General features: G+C 67.0%; 19 protein-coding genes. 8 read left to right on the top strand and 11 right to left on the bottom strand.

Annotated features, from left to right (window positions below; all coding sequences use genetic code 11):
* Nucleotides 1-20: 20 nt before the first annotated feature.
* From tilS to cysS, 4 genes are all read right to left on the bottom strand, one after another.
* Nucleotides 21-1,442 (bottom strand): tRNA lysidine(34) synthetase TilS, encoded by a 1,422-nt coding sequence (gene tilS, locus HWW87_RS05580; protein WP_175819555.1) that lies wholly within the window; start codon nt 1,440-1,442, stop codon nt 21-23.
* Nucleotides 1,443-1,485: 43 nt separating this feature from the next.
* The gene (locus HWW87_RS05575; RefSeq protein ID WP_006478433.1) at nt 1,486-2,457 is read right to left on the bottom strand and encodes an acetyl-CoA carboxylase carboxyltransferase subunit alpha; all 972 of its coding nucleotides are present in this window, start codon (nt 2,455-2,457) and stop codon (nt 1,486-1,488) included.
* A 103-nt stretch (nt 2,458-2,560) separates the two neighbouring features.
* Nucleotides 2,561-3,388, bottom strand: coding sequence for a DNA-3-methyladenine glycosylase (locus HWW87_RS05570; RefSeq protein WP_175819554.1), 828 nt, complete (start codon nt 3,386-3,388; stop codon nt 2,561-2,563).
* A gap of 43 nt (nt 3,389-3,431) precedes the next feature.
* Nucleotides 3,432-4,829, bottom strand: a complete 1,398-nt coding sequence (gene cysS, locus HWW87_RS05565; RefSeq protein ID WP_175819553.1) for a cysteine--tRNA ligase — start codon at nt 4,827-4,829, stop codon at nt 3,432-3,434.
* A 234-nt stretch (nt 4,830-5,063) separates the two neighbouring features.
* On the opposite strand from cysS, the gene HWW87_RS05560 reads away from it, so the two are divergent.
* The 4 genes from HWW87_RS05560 (at nt 5,064) to HWW87_RS05545 (ending at nt 7,809) form a co-directional block, all read left to right on the top strand.
* Nucleotides 5,064-5,786 carry a tetratricopeptide repeat protein gene (locus tag HWW87_RS05560; protein ID WP_174431816.1) on the top strand — a complete coding sequence of 241 codons (723 nt, stop codon included), beginning with the start codon at nt 5,064-5,066 and terminating at the stop codon, nt 5,784-5,786.
* Between the two features lie 39 nt (nt 5,787-5,825).
* Nucleotides 5,826-6,401, top strand: coding sequence for a peptidylprolyl isomerase (locus HWW87_RS05555; RefSeq protein ID WP_174431815.1), 576 nt, complete (start codon nt 5,826-5,828; stop codon nt 6,399-6,401).
* An 88-nt stretch (nt 6,402-6,489) separates the two neighbouring features.
* Nucleotides 6,490-6,981: a peptidylprolyl isomerase gene (locus HWW87_RS05550; RefSeq protein ID WP_011352518.1), complete on the top strand. Its 492-nt coding sequence runs from the start codon at nt 6,490-6,492 to the stop codon at nt 6,979-6,981.
* 27 nt (nt 6,982-7,008) lie between these two features.
* The gene (locus HWW87_RS05545; RefSeq protein WP_174388085.1) at nt 7,009-7,809 is read left to right on the top strand and encodes a UDP-2,3-diacylglucosamine diphosphatase; all 801 of its coding nucleotides are present in this window, start codon (nt 7,009-7,011) and stop codon (nt 7,807-7,809) included.
* Between the two features lie 49 nt (nt 7,810-7,858).
* Here HWW87_RS05545 and cysE read toward each other — a convergent pair whose 3' ends face one another.
* Together cysE and HWW87_RS05535 are read right to left on the bottom strand one after the other, a co-directional pair.
* The gene (gene cysE / locus HWW87_RS05540; RefSeq protein WP_244107142.1) at nt 7,859-8,632 is read right to left on the bottom strand and encodes a serine O-acetyltransferase; all 774 of its coding nucleotides are present in this window, start codon (nt 8,630-8,632) and stop codon (nt 7,859-7,861) included.
* A 303-nt stretch (nt 8,633-8,935) separates the two neighbouring features.
* Nucleotides 8,936-9,760 (bottom strand): RNA methyltransferase, encoded by an 825-nt coding sequence (locus HWW87_RS05535; protein WP_175819551.1) that lies wholly within the window; start codon nt 9,758-9,760, stop codon nt 8,936-8,938.
* A 282-nt stretch (nt 9,761-10,042) separates the two neighbouring features.
* On the opposite strand from HWW87_RS05535, the gene HWW87_RS05530 reads away from it, so the two are divergent.
* Both HWW87_RS05530 and HWW87_RS05525 read left to right on the top strand, forming a co-directional pair.
* Nucleotides 10,043-10,846 carry an inositol monophosphatase family protein gene (locus HWW87_RS05530; protein ID WP_059608913.1) on the top strand — a complete coding sequence of 268 codons (804 nt, stop codon included), beginning with the start codon at nt 10,043-10,045 and terminating at the stop codon, nt 10,844-10,846.
* Between the two features lie 304 nt (nt 10,847-11,150).
* Complete coding sequence (locus HWW87_RS05525) at nt 11,151-12,773, top strand: NAD(P)/FAD-dependent oxidoreductase (RefSeq protein WP_175819550.1); 1,623 nt, start codon at nt 11,151-11,153, stop codon at nt 12,771-12,773.
* Between the two features lie 117 nt (nt 12,774-12,890).
* Here the strand turns inward: HWW87_RS05525 and HWW87_RS05520 are convergent, their stop codons facing one another.
* From HWW87_RS05520 to HWW87_RS05505, 4 genes are all read right to left on the bottom strand, one after another.
* Nucleotides 12,891-13,586 (bottom strand): isoprenylcysteine carboxylmethyltransferase family protein, encoded by a 696-nt coding sequence (locus HWW87_RS05520; RefSeq protein ID WP_175819549.1) that lies wholly within the window; start codon nt 13,584-13,586, stop codon nt 12,891-12,893.
* Between the two features lie 264 nt (nt 13,587-13,850).
* Entirely contained in the window at nt 13,851-14,576 is a 726-nt protein-coding gene (locus HWW87_RS05515) for an alpha/beta hydrolase (protein WP_175819548.1), read from the bottom strand.
* A gap of 125 nt (nt 14,577-14,701) precedes the next feature.
* A complete protein-coding gene (locus HWW87_RS05510) occupies nt 14,702-15,643 on the bottom strand; it encodes a LysR family transcriptional regulator (RefSeq protein WP_175819547.1) in 942 nt (313 codons plus the stop codon).
* Nucleotides 15,644-15,807: 164 nt separating this feature from the next.
* On the bottom strand, nt 15,808-16,134 hold the full coding sequence (locus HWW87_RS05505) for an EthD family reductase (RefSeq protein ID WP_175819546.1): 327 nt from the start codon (nt 16,132-16,134) through the stop codon (nt 15,808-15,810).
* A gap of 348 nt (nt 16,135-16,482) precedes the next feature.
* Between HWW87_RS05505 and mutS the strand changes: the two genes are divergently transcribed.
* Both mutS and HWW87_RS05495 read left to right on the top strand, forming a co-directional pair.
* A complete protein-coding gene (gene mutS, locus HWW87_RS05500) occupies nt 16,483-19,140 on the top strand; it encodes a DNA mismatch repair protein MutS (protein WP_175819545.1) in 2,658 nt (885 codons plus the stop codon).
* Entirely contained in the window at nt 19,121-20,389 is a 1,269-nt protein-coding gene (locus HWW87_RS05495) for a hypothetical protein (RefSeq protein ID WP_175819544.1), read from the top strand. Before mutS ends, HWW87_RS05495 begins: the two co-directional genes overlap by 20 nt.
* Here the strand turns inward: HWW87_RS05495 and HWW87_RS05490 are convergent.
* On the bottom strand, nt 20,369-20,911 hold the full coding sequence (locus HWW87_RS05490) for a peptidylprolyl isomerase (protein ID WP_174431805.1): 543 nt from the start codon (nt 20,909-20,911) through the stop codon (nt 20,369-20,371). The genes HWW87_RS05495 and HWW87_RS05490 overlap by 21 nt on opposite strands.
* Between the last annotated feature and the right edge of the window lie 16 nt (nt 20,912-20,927).

Genomic DNA, 20,927 nt, shown 5'->3' with positions numbered 1-20,927 from the left:
CCGCCGGCAGCCCGCCGCCGCTAGGCGATCAGCAGGTCGGGACGCCACTCGATCCGGCGCCATGCGGCGGCGCCGGGCGCCGCGCCGTCAGGCACGTCGATGTCGCGATTGACGCCCAGCCGCGGCACGTAGATCAGCCGGTCGCCCGCGAACAGCAGCGGCACGTCGCGCTGCCAGGCCGGCACGCCGCGCTCCTGGAACAGGTTCTTCAGCGTGCGGCCCGGCCCGCCCGGCGACGTACGCATCCGTTCGCCGCCGGCCCGGGCGCGCGCCGCCAGCCGCGCACCGCGCAGCAGCCCCTCCGGCACCGCATCGGCGCTGCCCGCGTCGGCCGGCGCGAACACGAACGTGCCGCGCCATCCCGGCAGGCGCCACACTTCCTGTCCGTCCCATGCGAGCGCCGCCTCCGGTTGCGGCGTCCCCGTGCCGTCGTCGGCCGGTTCGCTGCTGTCGCCCGCCTCCCAGTAGACGACATCGCGATAGAGCCGCAGGCACTGCCCCGCGTGATCGACGCGCAGCGCATGCGCGTCGTGCGCCGCGCGCAGTTGCCGCATCATGTTGGCGAGCCGGGCAGCCGATGCGCCCGGCAAACCGAGCCGGCGCATCCAGAAGCGCAGCAGGTTTGCGCCGCGCGTATCGTCGAAGCCGATCAGCGCGTCGCGCGACAGCGCCTGACCGTCATCGCGCGCGGCGACGGCGAAATCCAGCTCGGCCAGATCGTCGAGCAGCCGCTGAGCGGCCGCCGCATGCTGGGCCGCGCGACCGAGCGCGTCGCGAAAGCCCGGGAAATGCACGGCCAGCGCCGGCAGCACGTCGAGGCGCAGCGCATTGCGCGCATAACGCGTATCGCCGTTCGATTCGTCGTCGATCCACGCGAGCGCATGCTGCTCCGCATAGCGCTCAAGTTGTGCGCGCAACAGTCGCAGCAATGGACGCACACGCTCGATGCTCACGCCGTCGGGGCGATAACGCGGCGCCATCGCGGCCAGCCCCGCGATTCCCGCCCCGCGCAACAGTTGCAGCAACACCGTCTCGGCCTGGTCGTCCGCATGCTGCGCGAGCCAGAGCGCTGCCACGCCGTGGCGTTCGCCCATCTCGTCGAGCGCCGCGTAGCGACGCTCGCGCGCCGTCGCCTCGATACCGAGCCCGCTGTCGCGCGGCACGTCGACGCGCATCGATTCGAATGCGACACCGAGCCGCGCCGCTTCCGCTTCGGCATGCGCGACCCACGCGTCGGCGTTCGCGCTCAGGCCGTGATGCACGTGCAGCGCGACGCAGCGCGATGCGCCCGCGACGCGCACGGCCGCATCGAGCAGCACCGTCGAATCGAGGCCGCCGCTGTAGGCGATCGCGATACGCGCATCCGGCGGCAGGCCGGAAAGCGCAACGCCGACCGCGTCGAGTACGACGCGGTCGGCGGAGAATTCGGTCGGGGGGATCACGAGAGAAACGCGCGCCGAACGGCGCGCGATGCGAGCACGCCGGTCATGCGCCGGGCGTGGTTTCCTTGAACTTGCCGTAGGCCATCAGGCGCTCGAAGCGGCGCTCGCGCAGCGCGTCGATGCTCATGCCCTGGAACTGGCGCAGCGAATCGGCGAGCGCACGGCGCAGCAGCGCGGCCATGCCCTTCGGATCGCGATGCGCGCCGCCGAGCGGCTCGTTGATGATCTTGTCGATCAGGCCGAGCGCCTTCAGGCGATGTGCGGTCAGGCCCAGCGCTTCCGCGGCTTCCGGCGCCTTCGCGGCGCTCTTCCACAGGATCGATGCGCAGCCTTCCGGCGAGATCACCGAATAGGTCGAGAACTGCAGCATCATCACGGTGTCGGCCACGGCGATCGCGAGCGCGCCGCCCGAGCCGCCCTCGCCGATCACCGTGGTAATGATCGGCGTCTTCAGCTCGGCCATCACGTACAGGTTGCGGCCGATCGCCTCCGACTGGCCGCGCTCTTCCGCGCCGATGCCCGGGTACGCACCCGGCGTGTCGACGAACGTGAAGATCGGCAGCCCGAACTTCTCGGCCAGACGCATCAGCCGTTCGGCCTTGCGATAGCCTTCCGGACGCGGCATCCCGAAGTTGCGCGCCGCGCGTTCCTTCGTGTCGCGGCCCTTCTGGTGACCGATCACCATGCACGGATGGCCGCCGAAGCGTGCGAGACCGCCGACGATCGACAGGTCGTCCGCGAACGCGCGGTCGCCATGCAGCTCGTGGAAATCGGTAAACAGTTCCGCAACGTAATCGAGCGTGTACGGACGCTGCGGGTGCCGCGCGATCTGCGACACCTGCCACGGCGACAGGTTCGCGTAGAGGTCTTTCGTCAGTTGCTGGCTTTTCTTCGACAGCCGCTCGATTTCTTCCGAAATATCGACAGCCGAGTCGTCCTGCACGAATCGCAGCTCTTCGATCTTGGCCTCGAGTTCGGCGATCGGCTGTTCGAAATCCAGAAACGTGGTCTTCATGTGTTCGAATCCTTGGGTCTTGCGGCAGCGCGTATTCTACCCGCGCGGGCGACGCTCAAAACCGGCTCTCAACTATTGATGTTTAAAACCCGATAGCCAACGCTCAGGCGTCGGCGTCAGGCGCATCGAGGCTGCGCCACATGTACCAGGTCGCGACGGTGCGCCACGGCTCCCAGTTGGCGGCCACCTCGCGCGCCTCGCTGCGCGTGACGGGTTCCCCGCTGAAGTAATTGACGCTGATCGCACGGATCAGGCCCGGGTCGTCGAGCGGCAGCACGTCCGGCCGCGACAGGTTGAAGATCAGGAACATCTCGGCCGTCCAGCGGCTGATGCCGCGGATCTGCGTGAGTTCCGCGATCACGTCCTCGTCATCCATCGACGTCCATTTGTCGACGTGCAGCGCCCCCGACACGAAATGCTGCGCGAGATCGAGGATGTATTCCGTCTTGCGCTTCGACAACCCGCACGCGATCAGCTTGTCCGCGCCGAGCCGGATCACCGGTTGCGGTGCGAGTTTCGGACAGGCGTCCTCGATGCGCGCCCACAGCGACTGGGCAGACGGCACCGAAATCTGCTGGCCGACGACCGAGCGCGCGAGCGTGACGAACGGGTTGCCGCGCTTCACGAGATGCGCGGGGCCGAACTTCGGAATCAGTTTCTTCAGGATCCGGTCGCGCTTGACGAGGTCCGCGCACGCCTTGTCCCAATAGGCAGGACGCACGACGACCTCCGCGCCGTCCGCTTCGGACACACGTGTCTTGCGGGCCGCGTCGGCGGCCGGCAGCGCGGCCACGGGCTGCGCATGACCGTTCAGCGCGCCGTTCGGCACGGCGCGCGCCGCGTCCGTCTTCGCCGCCGACGCACGCTTGGCTGCCGGACGCGCGGCGACCGGGGTCGCGCGCCTGACCGGCGCTTTTCTGGCCGTTGCCATCTTGCCTCCTACCTGACGGATCGGTCAGTGGAACGCGCCGCGCTCATACGCGACGCCATTCGGTCGATCCGCCCGGTTTGTCTTCAAGTGCGATACCGGCTTCGAGCAATTCCGCCCGGATCCGGTCCGCTTCGGCATAGTCCTTCGCTTGCTTCGCCGCGACACGCGCGGCGATCTTCGCGTCGATCTCGTCGGCAGCGAGCCCGCCCGCCTGCGCGGCGCCGGACGCCTGCTGCAGGAACGCGCGCGGTTCGCGGCCCAGCAGGCCGAGCAGGCCCGCCAGCTGTTTCAGTTGCCGTGCGAGCGACGCGTCGCGCGTGCGGTTGACTTCGCCCGCCAGCTCGAACAGCGTCGCCACCGCGACCGGCGTGTTGAAATCGTCGTTCATCGCGGCCGCGAAACGCTGCGCGTGCGGCTCGTTCCAGTCGAGCGCGAGCGTATCGGCATCGACGTCCTTCAGCGCGGTGTACAGACGCGTGAGCGACGCGCGCGCATCGTCGAGATGCACGTCGCTGTAATTGAGCGGCGAACGGTAGTGCGTGCGCACGATGAAGAAGCGCATGACTTCCGCGTCGTAACGCTCGAGCACTTCGCGGATCGTGAAGAAGTTGCCGAGCGATTTCGACATCTTCTCGTTGTCGACCTGCACGAAGCCGTTGTGCATCCAGTAGTTGACGAACGTCTGGCCGGTCGCGCCTTCGCTCTGCGCGATCTCGTTCTCGTGGTGCGGGAATTGCAGATCCTGCCCGCCGCCGTGGATGTCGAAGTGATTGCCGAGCAGCGAGCAGCCCATCGCCGAGCACTCGATGTGCCAGCCCGGGCGCCCCATCCCGTACTTCGACGCCCACGACGCGCCGTCCGGCTCGTCCTCCTTCGCGCGCTTCCACAGCACGAAGTCGAGCGGATCCTGCTTCGCATCGTTCGCGGCGACGCGCTCGCCCGCGCGGAGGTCGTCGAGCGACTTGCCCGACAGCTTCCCGTAGTTCGCGAACTTGCGCACCGAGTAATTGACGTCGCCGTCGCTCGCCTGGTACGCGTAGCCGTTCGCTTCGAGCGTCTCGATCATGCCGAGCATCTGCGGAATGAACTGCGTCGCGCGCGGCTCGATATCGGGCCGCTGGATGCCGAGCGCGGCTTCATCCTCGTGCATCGCGCCGATGAAGCGGTCGGTCAGCGACTTGATCGTCTCGCCGTTCTCGACCGCGCGGCGGATGATCTTGTCCTCGATGTCGGTGATGTTGCGCACGTACGTGACCCGATAGCCGATCGCACGCAGCCAGCGCTGGACGAGGTCGAACACGACCAGCATGCGCGCGTGGCCCACGTGACAATAGTCGTAGACGGTGATCCCGCATACGTACATCCGCACTTCGCCGGACTGGCGCGGCACGAAAACTTGCTTGTCACGCGCGAGCGTGTTGTAGATGCGCAGTGATTCCATAGAGATGAACCGTGAGCCGAAGGAAACCGCCCTGGCGAAGCTCGCCCAGCATGTGAAACGGACGGACCATCTGCCGCGGCGCCAGGCCGCGCGTCCTCGATATCACATGGGGCGGTCAGGCTGCAAGCACAGCGGTGACGGCCACGAGAGGCTAAGAAAGACTGTCTGACGCTCGCCGGAACGCGCAGACGTTTTGTTAGAATGGGTCGGAGTATAACATTCCGATTTACGCCTATGAAACCTCATCGCGGCCGCGCGCCGAGCGCTGCGACCCTCGTTGCGACCACCGTCATGGGCGTCGCGCTGACGCTTTTCGCGGCTCCCGCGGCGCATGCGCAAAAGGCCCCGGCGGTCGCCGACGGCACGCCCGAAGTCGACGCGTCGATCGCCGGCAAGCAGTGGAAGCAGGCGCTCGCGCAGCTCGACGCGCGCATCGCGTCGAACCCGCACGACGTGCAGGCGCAGTTCAAGCGCGGCACCGTGCTGGCCCGCCTGAACCGCGACGACGACGCAATCCAGCAGTTCGTCGCGATCACGCAGGCGTACCCCGAACTGCCCGAGCCGTACAACAACCTCGCGGCGCTCTACGCGAAGCACGGCCGCTATGACGAAGCGCGCACCGCGCTCGTCACCGCGACGCAATCGAACCCGGGCTACTCGCTCGCGTACGAGAACCTCGGCGATCTCTACCTGCGGCTCGCGGCCGAATCGTACAAGCGCGCGCAATCGCTCGGCCGCACGAGCGGCGCGACCGCGCAGCGCCTCGCCGATCTGCAGAAGATCGTGTCGCCGTCGAAGGCCGCGCCGAACGCCCGCGCGACGACGCCGGCCACGCGCGACTACACCGACCGCGCCGCCGCGAACGTGAGCACCACCACGCTGCCGATGTCGCCGACGTTCCAGTTCAGCGGTCCGTCGGGCGCACTGGCGGCGCCGTACGTCGCGCCGTCTAAATAAGCGGCGCGGCCTCCTTTCCCTCCCAACCTGAGGATCGCAATGAAACGTCTGTTGCTGGCGCTTGGCGGCGCCGCCCTTCTCGCGACCGCGCCCGCGTTCGCGCAAACGGCCACCGCGCACCCCGTCGTGCAGCTGAAGACCTCGCAGGGCGACATCCGCGTCGAGCTCTACCCGGAGAAGGCGCCGAAGTCGGTCGCCAACTTCCTCGATTACGTGAAGGCCGGCCAGTACAACGGCACGATCTTCCATCGCGTGATCAAGGGCTTCATGATCCAGGGCGGCGGCTACAAGACCAACTTCGAGGAGAAGCCGACCCGCGCGCCGATCCCGCTGGAGAGCCGCAATGGTCTGAAGAACCTGACGGGCACGATCGCGATGGCGCGCACCAGCGACCCGAATTCGGCCACCGCGCAGTTCTTCATCAATACGGTCGACAACAGCGGCCTCGACTACCCGAACCCGGACGGCAACGGCTATGCGGTGTTCGGCAAGGTCGTGTCGGGTCTCGACGTCGTGAAGAAGATCGAAGGCGTGGCGACGACCTCGCGCGGGCCGATGCAGGACGTGCCGGCCCAGCCGGTCCTGATCGAATCGGCGAGCATCGTCTCGAAGTAAGAACCTGCCGGCACGTCCGGCGCCTCACGCGGCCGCGTCGCACGACCGGCCGCGTGCCATTTAAACTGCCTCACCGAAGGAATTCATCATGGTTGAACTGCATACGAACCACGGCGTGATCAAGCTCGAACTCGACGCCGCGAAGGCACCGAAGACGGTCGAGAACTTCCTGAACTACGTGAAGAAAGGCCACTACGACGGCACCGTGTTCCACCGCGTGATCAACGGCTTCATGATCCAGGGCGGCGGCTTCGAGCCGGGCCTGAAGCAGAAGCCGACCGACGCGCCGATCGACAACGAAGCGAACAACGGCCTGAAGAACGACAACTACACGGTCGCGATGGCGCGCACGAACGATCCGCACTCGGCGACCGCCCAGTTCTTCATCAACGTGAACGACAACGACTTCCTGAACCACTCGTCGCCGACGCCGCAGGGCTGGGGCTACGCGGTGTTCGGCAAGGTCGTCGAAGGCCAGGACGTGGTCGACAAGATCAAGGGTGTCAAGACGGGCAACGCCGGCTTCCACCAGGACGTGCCGGCCGACGACGTCGTGATCGAAAAGGCCGTGGTGGTCTGACGCACCAGCCGTTACGGAGGCACTTCGATGTTGCAGGAGAGTCCGCCGCGAAGCGTCTCCGCGGGCGTGCCGGGCGAGCGCGAGTACGCGCAAGCCGCACGCCCGTTCCTGTTTCTCTCCGATCTGCACCTGAGCGAAGCGATTCCGAAGACGGTCGCCGCGTTCGAGCATTTCGTGAAATACACCGCCGACAGCGCCGATTCGGTGTTCATCCTCGGCGACCTGTTCGAATACTGGATCGGCGACGACATCCTCGACGACGATCCGTTCGCCGCGCGCATGGCCGCGCTGATGCACACGTTCTCGGAACGCGGCATCGCGCTCTACGTGATGCACGGCAACCGCGATTTCCTGCTCGGCCGGCGCTTCATGAAGGCCGCCGGCGCGATGCTGCTGCCCGATCCTTCGTTGATCATCGCGTTCGGCCAGCGCATCGTGCTCGCGCACGGCGACGCGCAATGCACGGCCGACCGCGGCTACCAGGTGTTCCGCCGCTTCGCGCGCAACCGCGCTGCGCAATGGCTGTTTCTCGCGTGGCCGTTGCGCTGGCGCCGCGCGCTCGCGCAGCGCATGCGCTCGACCAGCGAAGCGGGCCGGACGCGCCCTGCGTCGGCCATCTACGACGTCACGCGGGAAGGCGTGGCCGCGCTGTTCCGGAAAAGCCGCGCGAGCGTGATCATTCACGGCCACACGCACCGCCCCGCGCGCCACGCGGAACCGGGCGGGGTCCGCTGGGTGCTGCCCGACTGGGATCTCGATCACGGCACGCGGCGCGGCGGCTACCTGCGCGTCGATGCGGAAGGCATCCACGCGATGCCGCTCGACTGACGCCGCCGCTGCCGCGCTGACCGGCAGCCGTCGGCGCCCTTCTCGTTCGTTACATCTGGCGTTCGACCGTCTTGCCTTCCAGCACCGCCGACAGCCTGCGCAGGTCGAGGCGCGCCGCGTCGGCGCCCTGCAGCGTTTCCAGATGCGTGCCGAGCCGCTCGAGCGCCGCGACGATCTCGTCGACGCGGCGGCTTTCCTTCGCCGCGTGATCGATCAGCCCGTGAATCGCGAGCGACATCGGATCGTCGGCGTTCGGCGTGATCCCGTACGCGCAGAATGCCGCGCGCTCGGGCTGCGGCTTCGGCTGCGCCGGCATCACGATGCGCGCCGGATTGCCGACCGCCGTGCCGCCCGCCGGCACCGGCTTGACGACCACCGCGTTCGAGCCGATCTTCGCGCCCGCGCCGACCGTGAAACCGCCGAGCACCTTCGCGCCGGCGCCGACGATCACGCCGGCCTCGAGCGTCGGGTGGCGCTTCGCGCCGCGCGTGAGCGACGTGCCGCCCAGCGTCACGCCCTGGTAGATCGTGCAGTCGTCGCCAATGATCGCCGTCTCGCCGACCACGACACCCATGCCGTGATCGATGAACACGCGCCGGCCGATCGTCGCGCCGGGGTGGATCTCGATCCCCGTCAGGAACCGGCCGGCCTGCGACGCGAACCGCGCGAGCCAGTAGCGTTTCGAGCGCCAGCATGCGTGCGCGAAACGGTGCAGCACAAGCGCATGCAGCCCCGGATAACAGGTCAGCACTTCCCACGCACTGCGAGCGGCGGGATCCCGCTCGCGAATCGTTGCAACGTCTTCGCGCAGTCTCGTGAACATGATGTAATCTGGGAAAAGGCCGGCGCGCATCGCCGGCAATGCCGGCCGTTATCGCGCCGGGTCATTTGCTTATGACGTCCGGCGATTGTAGGGCCAGTCGCGCCGGGCCGCACGCGGTCGCGCGTTCACCCCGCCGTCGGCGCGGGTATTCGGCCGGGACGCTTGCTGCGGCGGGGTTTCCGGGGACGGTCGGTCCGAAGAAAGCGCCGCTGCGACGCTCCCGGTCGGTCGCCGCATGGCCTGCCCGGCCACACGCCGCATCCGCCGGACTCCCCCGCGCCCGGCAATCGGAGCGCCGGCTGCTTACGCGTCGCCGCCCGGCTTGCCCGACTTCAGCAGGATGTGCTTCGCGACGCCGCGCAGGATGTTCACCTCCTCGCGCTCGAGGCCCGTGCGCGCGAACAGCCGCCGCAGCCGCGGCATCAGCTTCTTCGGATTGCGCGGATCGAGGAAGTCGAGCGATATCAGTGCGTTCTCGAGGTGCACGTACATCCGCTCGATCTCGTCGCTCTGCGCGAGCGTGCCGGCTTCGGCCTGCGGCGGCGCCAACGGCTCGCTCGCCTGCTCGAGAAACGCGACGCGCAACTCGTACGCGAGCACCTGCACGGCCTGCGCGAGATTCAGCGAACTGTAGGCCGGATTGGCCGGAATGTGCGCGAGCGCGCTGCACTGCTCGACATGCTCGTTCGCGAGACCGGTGCGCTCGTTGCCGAACACGAGCGCGATGTCGCCCGCGCCGACCTGCGCGCTCGCCTGCGTGGCGGCCGCGCGCGGCGCGAGACGCGGCGGCCCGTATTCGCGCGTGCGCGCGGTCAGCGCGATCGACCAGTGAACGCCGGACAACGCTTCGCCAAGCGTCGGCACGACGTGCGCGGACGCGAGGACGTCGTCCGCGCCGCTGGCCATCGCGATCGCCTCGGGATCGCTCTGCACGTGCGGCACGCGCGGCGCGACCAGCACGAGGCGCGAGAAGCCCATCGTCTTCAGCGCGCGGGCGGCCGCCCCGACGTTGCCGGGATGGCTCGGCTCGACGAGCACGAAGCGGGTGGACGTGAAGCCGCCGGACGGCGGCGGGGACGAGGCCGCGCCCGATTCGGACGGCACGGCGGTGTTCTGCGGAGTTTCCACTACGATACGACTCGGTTCATCAGAATGGCCGTATGGTATCGCCATCGCTCCCGCAAACCCACTCGTCCGGACGGCCAGTGGGGTTTCCCCGCATGCCGGTCGCCTGAAACCGCCGAAAATCGGGTAAAATCATGCCTTTACGCGTTGCGCATCGCGCGCAGCGCGGGTCGTACCCCGCTCTTTGTCAATTCGCGTCTCACCTCGCCCCGGCACGCTTGCGCCGTTCCGGGCGGTTGTCCCACTTCGTGGCGGCCCGTGCCGCCGGCTACAGGATCCAGGCTCATGCATCCCATGCTCAACATTGCTGTCAAGGCTGCGCGCCGCGCCGGACAGATCATCAATCGCGCGTCCCTCGATCTCGACCTGATCGAGATCCGCAAGAAGCAGCAGAACGACTTCGTCACCGAAGTGGACAAGGCCGCCGAAGACGCGATCATCGAGACGCTGAAGACCGCCTACCCCGACCACGCGATCCTCGCGGAGGAATCGGGCGAATCGGAGAACGAATCCGAATTCAAGTGGATCATCGATCCGCTCGACGGCACGACCAACTTCATCCACGGCTTCCCGTACTACTGCGTATCGATCGCGCTCGAGCACAAGGGCGTCGTCACGCAGGCCGTCGTCTACGATCCGAACAAGAACGACCTGTTCACGGCCACCCGCGGCCGCGGCGCGTACCTGAACGACCGCCGCATTCGCGTCGGCCGCCGCGACCGCCTGTCGGACGCGCTGGTCGGCACGGGCTTCCCGTTCCGCGAGAAGGACGGCCTCGACGCGTACGCGCGCCTCTTCACCGAAATGACGCAGGCCTGCACGGGCCTGCGCCGCCCGGGCGCGGCGGCGCTCGACCTCGCGAACGTCGCGGCCGGCCGCCTCGACGCGTTCTTCGAGCAAGGCATCAACGTGTGGGACATGGCGGCGGGCAGCCTGCTGATCACCGAGGCCGGCGGCCTCGTCGGCAACTACACGGGCGACGCCGATTTCCTGCATCGCCACGAGATCGTCGCCGCGAACCCGAAGATCTACGCGCAGATGATCCCGATCCTGAACCGCTACAGCCGCGTGCATCCGGCAGCGGAGTAAGCCCGGGCCGCGCCCGCGTGGCGCGGCTTTCGCGCAAACCGCTCGCGCGGCATCGTCATGATGGCGCGCCGATCGCCCGACACGCGGGACAATCTTCCGTGCACACGGGTTGCTTCGTGCGCCTATCCTGAAGTTGCTCGAGTTGCCCGTACGGGTCGGCATACTGCCGCTCGCACCGCTTGTCCCGCAACGACAGCGCATGGTTTGCGTCCGGCATGCCCGCGCGGCGAACAACGCCGCCGGCGTGCCGGCCCCGCCTGTATCAACACCGCCACGGCGCCGTGGCAATCGCATCCGAGTCCCCATGTTACGGCTAAGCGAAATTAAACTCCCCCTCGACCACCCCGACAGCGCGCTCGAGGCCGCGATTCGCGCGCGCCTCGCGGAGCTCGGCGTGGCGGCAGACGGGCTGCTCCGTTACACCGTGTTCCGCCGCGCGCACGACGCACGCAAGCGCGCCGACATCAAGCTCACGTATATCGTTGATATCGAAGTCGACGACGAAGCGGCCGCGCTCGAGCGCATCGCCGGCAAACCGCATTGCGGCGTGACGCCCGACATGGCGTACCACTTCGTCACGAAGGCGCCCGAACACGCCGATTTCCTGCGCCCGGTCGTCATTGGCATGGGGCCGTGCGGGCTGTTCGCCGGGCTGATCCTCGCGCAGATGGGGTTCCGTCCCATCATCCTCGAACGCGGCAAGGCCGTGCGCGAGCGCACCAAGGACACCTTCGGCCTGTGGCGCAAGAGCGTGCTCAATCCCGAATCCAACGTGCAGTTCGGCGAAGGCGGCGCGGGGACGTTTTCCGACGGCAAGTTGTACAGCCAGATCAAGGATCCGAACCACTATGGCCGCAAGGTGCTGGACGAATTCGTCAAGGCCGGCGCGCCCGAGGACATCCTGTATCTGAGCCGGCCGCACATCGGCACGTTCCGGCTCGTCAGCATGGTGGAAAAAATGCGCGCGTCGATCCACGAACTCGGCGGCGAAGTGCGTTTCGAAACCCGCGTCGACGACATCGAAATCGACCAGGGCAAGGTGCGCGCGCTCAAGCTGTCGAACGGGGAAACGCTGCGGTGCGACCGCGTGGTGCTGGCCGTGGGCCACAGCGCGCGCGACACGTTCCAGATGCTGCACGACCGCGGCGTCTACATCGAAGCCAAGCCGTTCTCGCTGGGTTTTCGCATCGAGCATCCGCAGGGGCTGATCGATCGCAGCCGCTTCGGCAAGTTCGCGGGCCACAAGCAACTCGGCGCGGCCGACTACAAGGTGGTCCACCACGCAAGCAACGGGCGCGCCGTCTACAGCTTCTGCATGTGCCCGGGCGGCACGGTGGTCGCCGCGACCTCGGAGCCCGGCCGCGTGGTCACCAACGGGATGAGCCAGTATTCGCGCGCCGAGCGCAATGCGAATGCGGGCATCGTCGTCGGCATCACGCCGGACGACTATCCGGGCGGCCCGCTCGCCGGCATCGCGTTCCAGCGCAAATGGGAAGAACGCGCGTTCGAACTCGGCGGCGGCGATTACCGCGCGCCGGGCCAGCTGGTCGGCGATTTCATCGCGGGCCGGCCGTCGACGTCGCTGGGCGCCGTGGAGCCGTCGTACAAGCCCGGCGTGAATCCGACCGATCTCAGCACCGCGCTGCCGGACTACGTGATCGAAGCGATCCGCGAAGCCCTGCCCGAGATCGACAAGAAGATCGCCGGCTTCGCGATGCATGATGCCGTGCTCACCGGCGTGGAAACGCGCACGTCTTCGCCGATCCGGATTCGACGCAAGGACGACTACCAGAGCATGAACGTCGAAGGCCTGTATCCGGCCGGCGAAGGCGCCGGGTATGCGGGCGGCATCTATTCGGCAGCGATCGACGGCATCGAGGTCGCGCAAGCGGTGGCGCTCAGTCTGACGTCGGCGCACGCGTCCTGATCTGCGATACGGGGCCGGCGCGCGCAGGTTCGTGACCTGAGCGCGCCGGCTTTCGCAAGTCCGCCGCGCCCATGCGCGTCATCGACGCTCAGCCATGGCGCGCTTTCGGCATTCCCGTCAGAACACGCCTGGAATCAGCCGGTACCGTACCTTCGTCTTGTACGCACGATAATCCGCGTCTTCCGACAACACCCGCTCCTCCATTCTGATTCGCCCGATCTGCAACAGCATCCAGACGCCGATCGTGAGCGCGTTCCGGGTACTGAAGTTTGCGAGCAGAAAACCGATTTCGGACAACAGGTAACCGGCATAGATCGGGTGACGCATGAACCGGTACGCACCCGTCGAGACGACCCCGCGATTGGCTGGCAGCAGGCCGAACGAGCGCCCCAGCGACAGCTTCGCGAACAGTTGCCACGCAATCCCGCAAATTTGCCAGGTGCCTCCGGCCCACTCCGGAATCAGTTGCGTACTGGCGGTCAGTTGATAAGCCAGGCAATAGAACGATCCGCCAAGAGAAAAGCACACCGCGACGGGGTGCCAGTCCCGCCGCGTCGGCAATTTCGCAAAAGCCGACATGCCGACGGTCAGTATCGCGGAAACCAGCAGCAGGATCAGCGTGATCCGGCTCGGATCCGATCGCCACGACATGTAAATCAGATAAGCAAACACACCCAGCACGGTCACTGACGCCACGCGCGCGCCAAGCTCGATCAGATTGATCCGCTCCGACTCATCTGCGCCCGCTGCAGCGGGCGGCGCCAGGGTACTTTGCGCGCATGCGCCCCCCGCGTCCCCTATGGCCTGCTTCATGTTTGTGCCCCGTTATTTATTGCGTTTTTATATATTGCCATTTCAGACTATCACGCCCATTCCATTTAAACGTATTTAAGTTTCGGTTTTGCGCGGTTGATTGGTATAAGTCCCGAGTGCATCGCCAAATAAAAAGGCCGACGGACCGGATTAAGCGGACTGCCAAACGTTTCACCGATCTATCAGAGCACGAACGTCGAAGGCTGTATCCCGCCGGCGAAGGTGCCGGGTATGCGGGCGCTATCCATTCGGCGGCGATCGCGCCTAAAGCGATACCCGCTCCAGAAACTTCCGGATCTCGAGCGAATAGGCACCGGGATGCGAGAACCTGAACATGTGGCCGGTGCGCGGCATGACGACTTCCTGCGCGCCCTTTATGCCGTTCAGGAGAATCCCCGCGGCTTCCTTGCCGATCAGCTTGTCCTCTTCCGGCGTCAGGATCAGCGTCGGAACGTCGATCTGCTTCAGCCGGGTCGTATAGTCCGCCTTCTCGATCGAACGCATGCGGTTGACGTACGCGCGGTGCGGCGTCTCCCTGACGAAGAAGGCGCGACTCTTGCCGGCAGACCACGGAATCTCCCCTTCGCTGTCGAACGACGAAGCCAGTTGCGCCGCGTGGATCCGAAGCGTCGTCTGCCGGTAAAACGGCCCCGGGAAGAACGGTGCAAGCGCCGCCAGCGCCTTCAGCAACGGCGACGTGATCGGGCTCCTGGCGAAGCCGCCGGAAATCACGAGACCCTCGAGGCCCTTCGGCTGCCGTGTCGCCACCGCGATCGACGAGACCGCGCCATACGAATCGCCCACCAGCACGTAGCGCTCGAGGTCCTTCACCTGGTCGACGATGAAATCGGCCAACGTTTCCAGTTCGTACACGTCGTCCGGCAAACGAAGCGTACGCATCGCGCGGTTCTGCAATGCGGTCAACTGGTCGAGCTGCCACGGAGCCCCGGCGAAGCAAGGGATCATCACCAACGTGGGCGCGGTTTTCATCGGGTACTCCTGGGGGGTTGATTGAACGACGCCCCCACTCTAGGAGGACCGCGGCATACGATCCAATGGCATCGGCACATCGAGTCGATGCACGAGATTCATGACGTCGCGTCGCTCGGGCCGCATCAGGCCCCCGCCGCTGCGTGACCGGAGATCATCATGTTCGTCACCCACTCGACGGCGGGCTCGTTGGCGCGCCCGCGGGCGCGAATGACGAGCACTTCCCAGGTCGGCAGCGCCAGCGGCAATTCGAACAGACTGAGCTGCGCGGTCTCCTGCAACCGCAATGCGATTCGCTCGGCAACCACGGCAATCGATTGTGACGCGCCGACCATGAACGGAACGGCCAGGAAGCCGGGGCAAGTGACGTGCACGTTGCGGGTACGACCGAGGCTCTCCAGCGCCTCGTCGACCGCGCCCCGTGCATCGCCGCGCGGCGAGATCAGGATGTGCGGCAGTCGAGCGAAGTCGTCGAGGTCCATGCGCAGCTTCCTGCCCCGCTTGATCAGCGCGGGATGGCCCTTGCGCGCGATGCCGACGAAGCGCTCCTTGTGGACGAGCCGGCAATCGAAACGCTGCGGGATCCGGGCAAAAGAGCCGGACCCCAGCACGATGTCGAATTCGCCGGCGTCCAGCATGCGCAGCGCGGATTCGCTGTCGGCCGGCCTCAGTTGCAACACGAGCCCCGGTGCGGCGGCCTGGATCGTGGCGAGAACGGGCGCGATCACGGTCAGGACGGCGTGATCGGTGGCCGCCACCGACAGCGTCGCCTGCAAGCGGCCGGGATCGAACGGGCCGCGCGGGCTGGCCACGAGCCTGACCGACTCGAGCACGGCCGCCACTCGCGGCATCAATTCCACGGTCAGCGGGGTCGGCACGATCCCGCGCGGGTTGCGGATGAAAAGCTGATCGTCGAAGGCCGTACGCAGCCTCGACAACGCATGGCTGGTAGCGGACTGGGTCAAATGCAATCGTTCGGCCGCGCGGCCGACGTGCCGCTCGACCCACAGCGCTTCGAGCACGACCAGCAGATTGAGATCGAAACGCGTCAGATCCAGTGGCTTCATAGACTCTTCATTCGTGGCTCGACGCACGGAATGTCGTCCCGCCCTTGCCGCGGCGGCGAGCGTACCCGATCAGGGCAACGGAGCGCGACCTGCGCCACGATAGCGCGAGCGCTCCATCGCTACGCCATACGCGGAGGCGGTGCTTGGCGATATCCGAACCTTGGTCAGCCTTCCGAACGCTCCACGATCACTTCACTGATTTGCAGCACGGGTTGTATATCCGTGTAATTGGCTATGTCGGCCATGATCTCCTGCGCGTGCGGGTCGCGGGCTGCCTGGAAAGCTTCGACGGACGTGCAGACGAAGTCACACTTGGCGACATAAACAGGGTCGGCGCCAGGCGCACCGCCTGCGATGCCCTTGTCCACCGTGTAGTACAGACATGCCGCGCCGAGCCGCTGTTTCACCATGGGCATATGCCTGTCGCGGTAGTAAGTATGGTCGAATCGCGCGCCTGCGGCGTACGGGTACATGACACTGACTTTGATCATCGGGTTCTCCTGTTGCTGCACGGTAATCGAGGCGCCGCCGCCCGCGAGACGACATCGAGGTCGCCAATGTAGGCGTCGTCAAGGCTTCTTCCAGAATCGGCGCGCTCATTTTTCTGATTGTAAGCAGCGGCGAACCCGTCTTGCCAATTTGGTGGCGCTGGGTGCCCAGCGATTCGGGAGCGGTTAGGCGATGTCGGACGCTTCGTGGGTCGGCAGTCGCGTGAGTCCGTCTTTCAAATCGCTACTCCTCGGCACCACCGGTAATCGGCCAAACGGCCAACTTCGCACGTTCACATCGAAGCCACTGGTAAACTCGGGCAACCCAAGCAACAACTTCATGCCTGACCTATGACCACGCTGTCGCCCGAGGCCTTTGCCGGCCATACCCCAATGATGCAGCAGTACCTGCGCATCAAGGCCGATCATCCGGACACGCTCGTCTTCTACCGGATGGGCGACTTCTACGAGTTGTTCTTCGAGGATGCGGAAAAAGCGGCACGCCTGCTCGACCTGACCCTCACGCAGCGCGGCGCGTCGGCCGGCACGCCGATCAAGATGGCCGGCGTCCCGCATCACGCGGTCGAGCAGTATCTGGCGAAGCTCGTGAAGATGGGCGAATCGGTCGCGATCTGCGAGCAGATCGGCGATCCGGCCACGTCGAAGGGCCCGGTCGAGCGCAAGGTCATGCGCGTCGTCACGCCCGGCACGCTGACCGATGCCGCGCTGCTGTCCGACAAGAACGACGTCTACCTGCTCGCGATGTGCACCGGCCACAACAAGCGCGGCGTCGCGGTCAATATCGGCCTCGCGTGGCTGAACCTCGCGAGCGGCGCGTTGCGGCTCGCCGAAATCGAGCCCGAGCAGCTTGCCGCCGCGCTCGAACGCATCCGGCCGGCCGAAATCCTGACGCCGGACGGTGCGACCGACGCCATTCCCGCCGGCGCAGGCGCAAGCAAGCGCGTGCCGGCCTGGCACTTCGACATCGCGTCGGGCACGCAGCGTCTGTGCGACCAGCTCGACGTCGCGAGCCTCGACGGGTTCGGCGCGCATTCGCTGACGAGCGCGTGCGGCGCAGCCGGCGCGCTGCTGCTCTACGCAGCGGCCACGCAAGGCCAGCAACTGCGGCACGTGCGCAGCCTGAAGGTCGAGAACGAAACCGAATACATCGGGCTCGATCCGGCCACGCGCCGCAACCTCGAACTGACCGAGACACTGCGCGGCACCGAGTCGCCCACGCTGTATTCGCTGCTCGACACCTGCTGCACGACGATGGGCAGCCGCCTGCTGCGTCACTGGCTGCATCACCCGCCGCGCGCCTCGGTCGCCGCGCAGTCGCGCCAACAGGCGATCGGCGCGCTGCTCGATGCACCGGCCAACGCGAGCCTCGATGCGCTGCGCAGCGCGCTGCGCCAGATCGCCGACGTCGAACGGATCACCGGGCGGCTCGCGCTGCTGTCCGCGCGCCCGCGCGACCTGTCGAGCCTGCGCGACACGTTCGCCGCGCTGCCGACGCTGCGCGAGCGCATCGGCGCGATCGTCGCGAACGCGGATGCGCTCGCGCGCGTCGACGCGGCGCTCGCGCCGCCCGCCGAATGCCTCGACCTGCTGACGAGCGCGATCGCCACCGAGCCGGCCGCGATGGTGCGCGACGGCGGCGTGATCGCGCGCGGCTACGATGCCGAGCTCGACGAGCTGCGCGACATTTCGGAGAACTGCGGGCAGTTCCTGATCGATCTCGAAGCGCGCGAGCGCGCGCGCACCGGCATCGCGAACCTGCGCGTCGAATACAACAAGGTGCACGGCTTCTACATCGAGGTCACGCGCGGCCAGACCGACAAGGTGCCCGACGATTACCGCCGCCGCCAGACGCTGAAGAACGCCGAGCGCTACATCACGCCGGAACTGAAGACCTTCGAGGACAAGGCGCTGTCCGCACAGGAGCGCGCATTGGCGCGCGAGCGCGCGCTGTACGACTCGGTGCTGCAGGCGCTGCTGCCGTTCATCCCCGAGTGCCAGCGCGTCGCATCGGCCCTCGCCGAGCTCGACCTGCTCGCCGCCTTCGCCGAACGCGCACGCACGCTCGACTGGGTCGCGCCGACCTTCACCGACGAGATCGGCATCGAAATCGAGCAGGGCCGCCATCCGGTGGTCGAAGCGCAGGTCGAGCAGTTCATCGCGAACGACTGCCGGTTCGGCACCGAGCGCAAGCTGCTGCTGATCACCGGGCCGAACATGGGCGGTAAGTCCACATTCATGCGGCAGACCGCGCTGATCGCGCTGATGGCGTACGTCGGCAGCTACGTGCCGGCGAAGTCGGCGTGCTTCGGCCCGATCGACCGGATCTTCACGCGCATCGGCGCAGCCGACGATCTCGCGGGCGGCCGCTCGACCTTCATGGTCGAGATGACCGAAGCCGCGGCGATCCTCAACGACGCGACGCCGCAAAGCCTCGTGCTGATGGACGAGATCGGCCGCGGCACGTCGACCTTCGACGGCCTCGCGCTCGCCTGGGCCATCGCGCGCCACCTGCTGGCGCACAACGCGTGCTACACGCTGTTCGCGACGCACTACTTCGAGCTGACGCAATTGCCGGCCGAATTCCCGCAGGCGGCCAACGTCCACCTGTCGGCCGTCGAGCACGGTCACGGGATCGTGTTCCTGCACGCGGTCAACGAAGGCCCGGCGAACCAGAGCTACGGCCTTCAGGTCGCGCAGCTCGCGGGCGTCCCGGCGCCGGTGATCCGCGCCGCGCGCAAGCACCTCGCGTATCTCGAACAGCAGTCGGCCTCCCAGCACACACCGCAACTCGACCTGTTCAGCGCGCCGCCGGCGGCCGTCGACGATCTCGAATGCGCGGACGCGCCGGCGCTGCCCGACGCGCCGCATCCGGCGCTCGAAAAACTGCGCGACATCGATCCCGACGATCTCAAGCCGCGCGAGGCGCTCGACCTGCTGTACGAACTGCGCACGCTGGTCCGGTCGCACGATGCCGACGGGCACGCGTAAGCGCATTCCGCGGGGCCTGCCGGCCCGCGCCGCCGCCGCGCTCGCCGCGGCGGTGCTTGCGCTGGCGCAGGCCGGTGCGCTGGCCGCGCCGCCCAAGCGCAGCGCCGCGCCCTACTCGTTCGCGGTCGTATCGGGCGTCATCAACGGGCCGGCGGACGAACCGGCCGCGCAGCGGCTGCTCGATGCGATCGCACGCGAGCGCAACCTCGCGTTCGTCGTCTACGCGGGCGATCTCAAAGGCTCGAAGGAAGCATGCCGCGACGCGCTGTATTCGCAGCGCGGCGCGATCCTGGATTCGGCGCGCGTGCCGCTCGTGTTCATTCCCGGCCACGACGACTGGATCGCGTGCAACACCGCAGCCGGCGGCGGCTACGATCCGGTCGAGCGGCTCGATTTCCTGCGACAGACGCTGCTCGCCGAGTCGGCGCTGCCCGACCCCGGTGCGCTGCAGATTACGCGGGAGAGCGAAGTCGCACGGTTCCGGCCATATCGCGAGAACGCACGCTGGATGCGCGACGACATCGTCTACGTCGCACTCAATGCGCCGGCGCCGAACAACCATTATTTGACGGCGGGCGGCCGCAACGGCGAATTCGAGGACCGCATCATCGCGAACGGCTTCTGGATCGACCACGCGGCCGAATATGCAAAGCGGCGCGAAGCGCGCGCGATGGTCGTGATTTTCGAGGGCGATCCGCAGTTCGAACGCTATGAACGCTCGGAGCGCTTCGCGTGGCTGCGTTTCAACCGGTCGCGCGTGCGCGACGGCTTCCGTGAACTGAAACGAACGCTGGTGAAGGCGGCGGCGACGTTCCGCGGCCCGATCCTGGTGATGCACGCGAGCGGCGAACCGCTGGCGAACGGCTTTCTGATCGACCGTCCGCTGCATGCCGACGACGGTGAGCTGGTAGGAAACGTGACGCGGGTCGCGATCGGACCGCGCCATCCGGCGAATCAGTGGGTAAAGATAAGCGTATCGCCGGCGCGGCAGACGATCTTCAACGTGAGCCTGCAGGAGGTGCCGAAGAACCTGCCGGTACCGCCCACCCTGCCGCTCGTGCCGCGCGACGACGTGCCGCTGCCGCAGATGCCGGAAATCCCCGCGCTGCCGGCGCTGCCCGACTCGTCGTCGGTCGCGCCGCCGTTGCAGGGCGACGGCGCCGCACCGGGCGGCGCGTCGTGGCCGGCACCGCCCCCCGCATCGGGGCCGGCGCCGGGCCTGCCAAGCTCAGTGCAGGGTACGCCCTGACGGCGCTTCGCCGTCTTCGTCGTCATCCTCGTCGACGATCTCGAGCCCTTCCGCGCCATGCGCGTGCTCGTGCTCGATTTCGTCTTCGGTGGCTTCGCGAACGTCCTTGACGGTCAGCGCGAAACGCAGCGCCATGCCCGCCAGCGGGTGATTGCCGTCGAGCACGACCTTGTCTTCGGCGATATCGGTGACCGTATAGATCAGCGAGTCGACTTCCTCGTCAGCGTCTTCCGGCGTGCCTTCGAACTGCATGCCCACTTCGAGCGGCTCGGGAAAACGATCGCGCGGCTCGATCTTCACGAGCTCGGGATCGTAGTCGCCGAACGCGTCCTCCGGCTCGAGCTGGACCTGCGCCTGGTAGCCCGCCTCGTGCCCGTCGAGCTGTTCCTCGATCTTGGGGAACGTGCCATCATAGCCGCCGTGCAGATAGACCATCGGCTCGTCGCTTTCCTCGATCAGATTGCCCTGTGCGTCCGACAGCTTGTAAGTGACCGATACGACGGTGTTTTTTGCGATTTTCATCCAATTCTCCCAAATA

Origin of the sequence: Burkholderia sp. BCC0419 (assembly GCF_902830285.1) — a bacterium.
In the GTDB taxonomy this organism is placed as follows: Bacteria; Pseudomonadota; Gammaproteobacteria; order Burkholderiales; family Burkholderiaceae; genus Burkholderia.
The sequence above is the reverse complement of the archived record's forward strand: the minus strand, read 5'-3'. Positions and strand labels throughout refer to the sequence as shown.

Excerpts from the sequence above, each read along its gene's own strand:
- cysS (WP_175819553.1), bottom strand. The coding sequence starts at position 4,829 with ATGGAATCACTGCGCATCTACAACACGCTCGCGCGTGACAAGCAAGTT.
- cysE (WP_244107142.1), bottom strand. The coding sequence starts at position 8,632 with ATGTTCACGAGACTGCGCGAAGACGTTGCAACGATTCGCGAGCGGGAT.
- HWW87_RS05545 (WP_174388085.1), top strand. The coding sequence starts at position 7,009 with ATGTTGCAGGAGAGTCCGCCGCGAAGCGTCTCCGCGGGCGTGCCGGGC.
- HWW87_RS05495 (WP_175819544.1), top strand. The coding sequence starts at position 19,121 with ATGCCGACGGGCACGCGTAAGCGCATTCCGCGGGGCCTGCCGGCCCGC.
- HWW87_RS05555 (WP_174431815.1), top strand. The coding sequence starts at position 5,826 with ATGAAACGTCTGTTGCTGGCGCTTGGCGGCGCCGCCCTTCTCGCGACC.
- HWW87_RS05550 (WP_011352518.1), top strand. The coding sequence starts at position 6,490 with ATGGTTGAACTGCATACGAACCACGGCGTGATCAAGCTCGAACTCGAC.
- HWW87_RS05515 (WP_175819548.1), bottom strand. The coding sequence starts at position 14,576 with ATGAAAACCGCGCCCACGTTGGTGATGATCCCTTGCTTCGCCGGGGCT.
- HWW87_RS05575 (WP_006478433.1), bottom strand. The coding sequence starts at position 2,457 with ATGAAGACCACGTTTCTGGATTTCGAACAGCCGATCGCCGAACTCGAG.
- HWW87_RS05560 (WP_174431816.1), top strand. The coding sequence starts at position 5,064 with ATGAAACCTCATCGCGGCCGCGCGCCGAGCGCTGCGACCCTCGTTGCG.
- HWW87_RS05525 (WP_175819550.1), top strand. The coding sequence starts at position 11,151 with ATGTTACGGCTAAGCGAAATTAAACTCCCCCTCGACCACCCCGACAGC.
- HWW87_RS05490 (WP_174431805.1), bottom strand. The coding sequence starts at position 20,911 with ATGAAAATCGCAAAAAACACCGTCGTATCGGTCACTTACAAGCTGTCG.
- mutS (WP_175819545.1), top strand. The coding sequence starts at position 16,483 with ATGACCACGCTGTCGCCCGAGGCCTTTGCCGGCCATACCCCAATGATG.
- HWW87_RS05505 (WP_175819546.1), bottom strand. The coding sequence starts at position 16,134 with ATGATCAAAGTCAGTGTCATGTACCCGTACGCCGCAGGCGCGCGATTC.
- HWW87_RS05530 (WP_059608913.1), top strand. The coding sequence starts at position 10,043 with ATGCATCCCATGCTCAACATTGCTGTCAAGGCTGCGCGCCGCGCCGGA.
- HWW87_RS05570 (WP_175819554.1), bottom strand. The coding sequence starts at position 3,388 with ATGGCAACGGCCAGAAAAGCGCCGGTCAGGCGCGCGACCCCGGTCGCC.
- HWW87_RS05520 (WP_175819549.1), bottom strand. The coding sequence starts at position 13,586 with ATGAAGCAGGCCATAGGGGACGCGGGGGGCGCATGCGCGCAAAGTACC.
- HWW87_RS05510 (WP_175819547.1), bottom strand. The coding sequence starts at position 15,643 with ATGAAGCCACTGGATCTGACGCGTTTCGATCTCAATCTGCTGGTCGTG.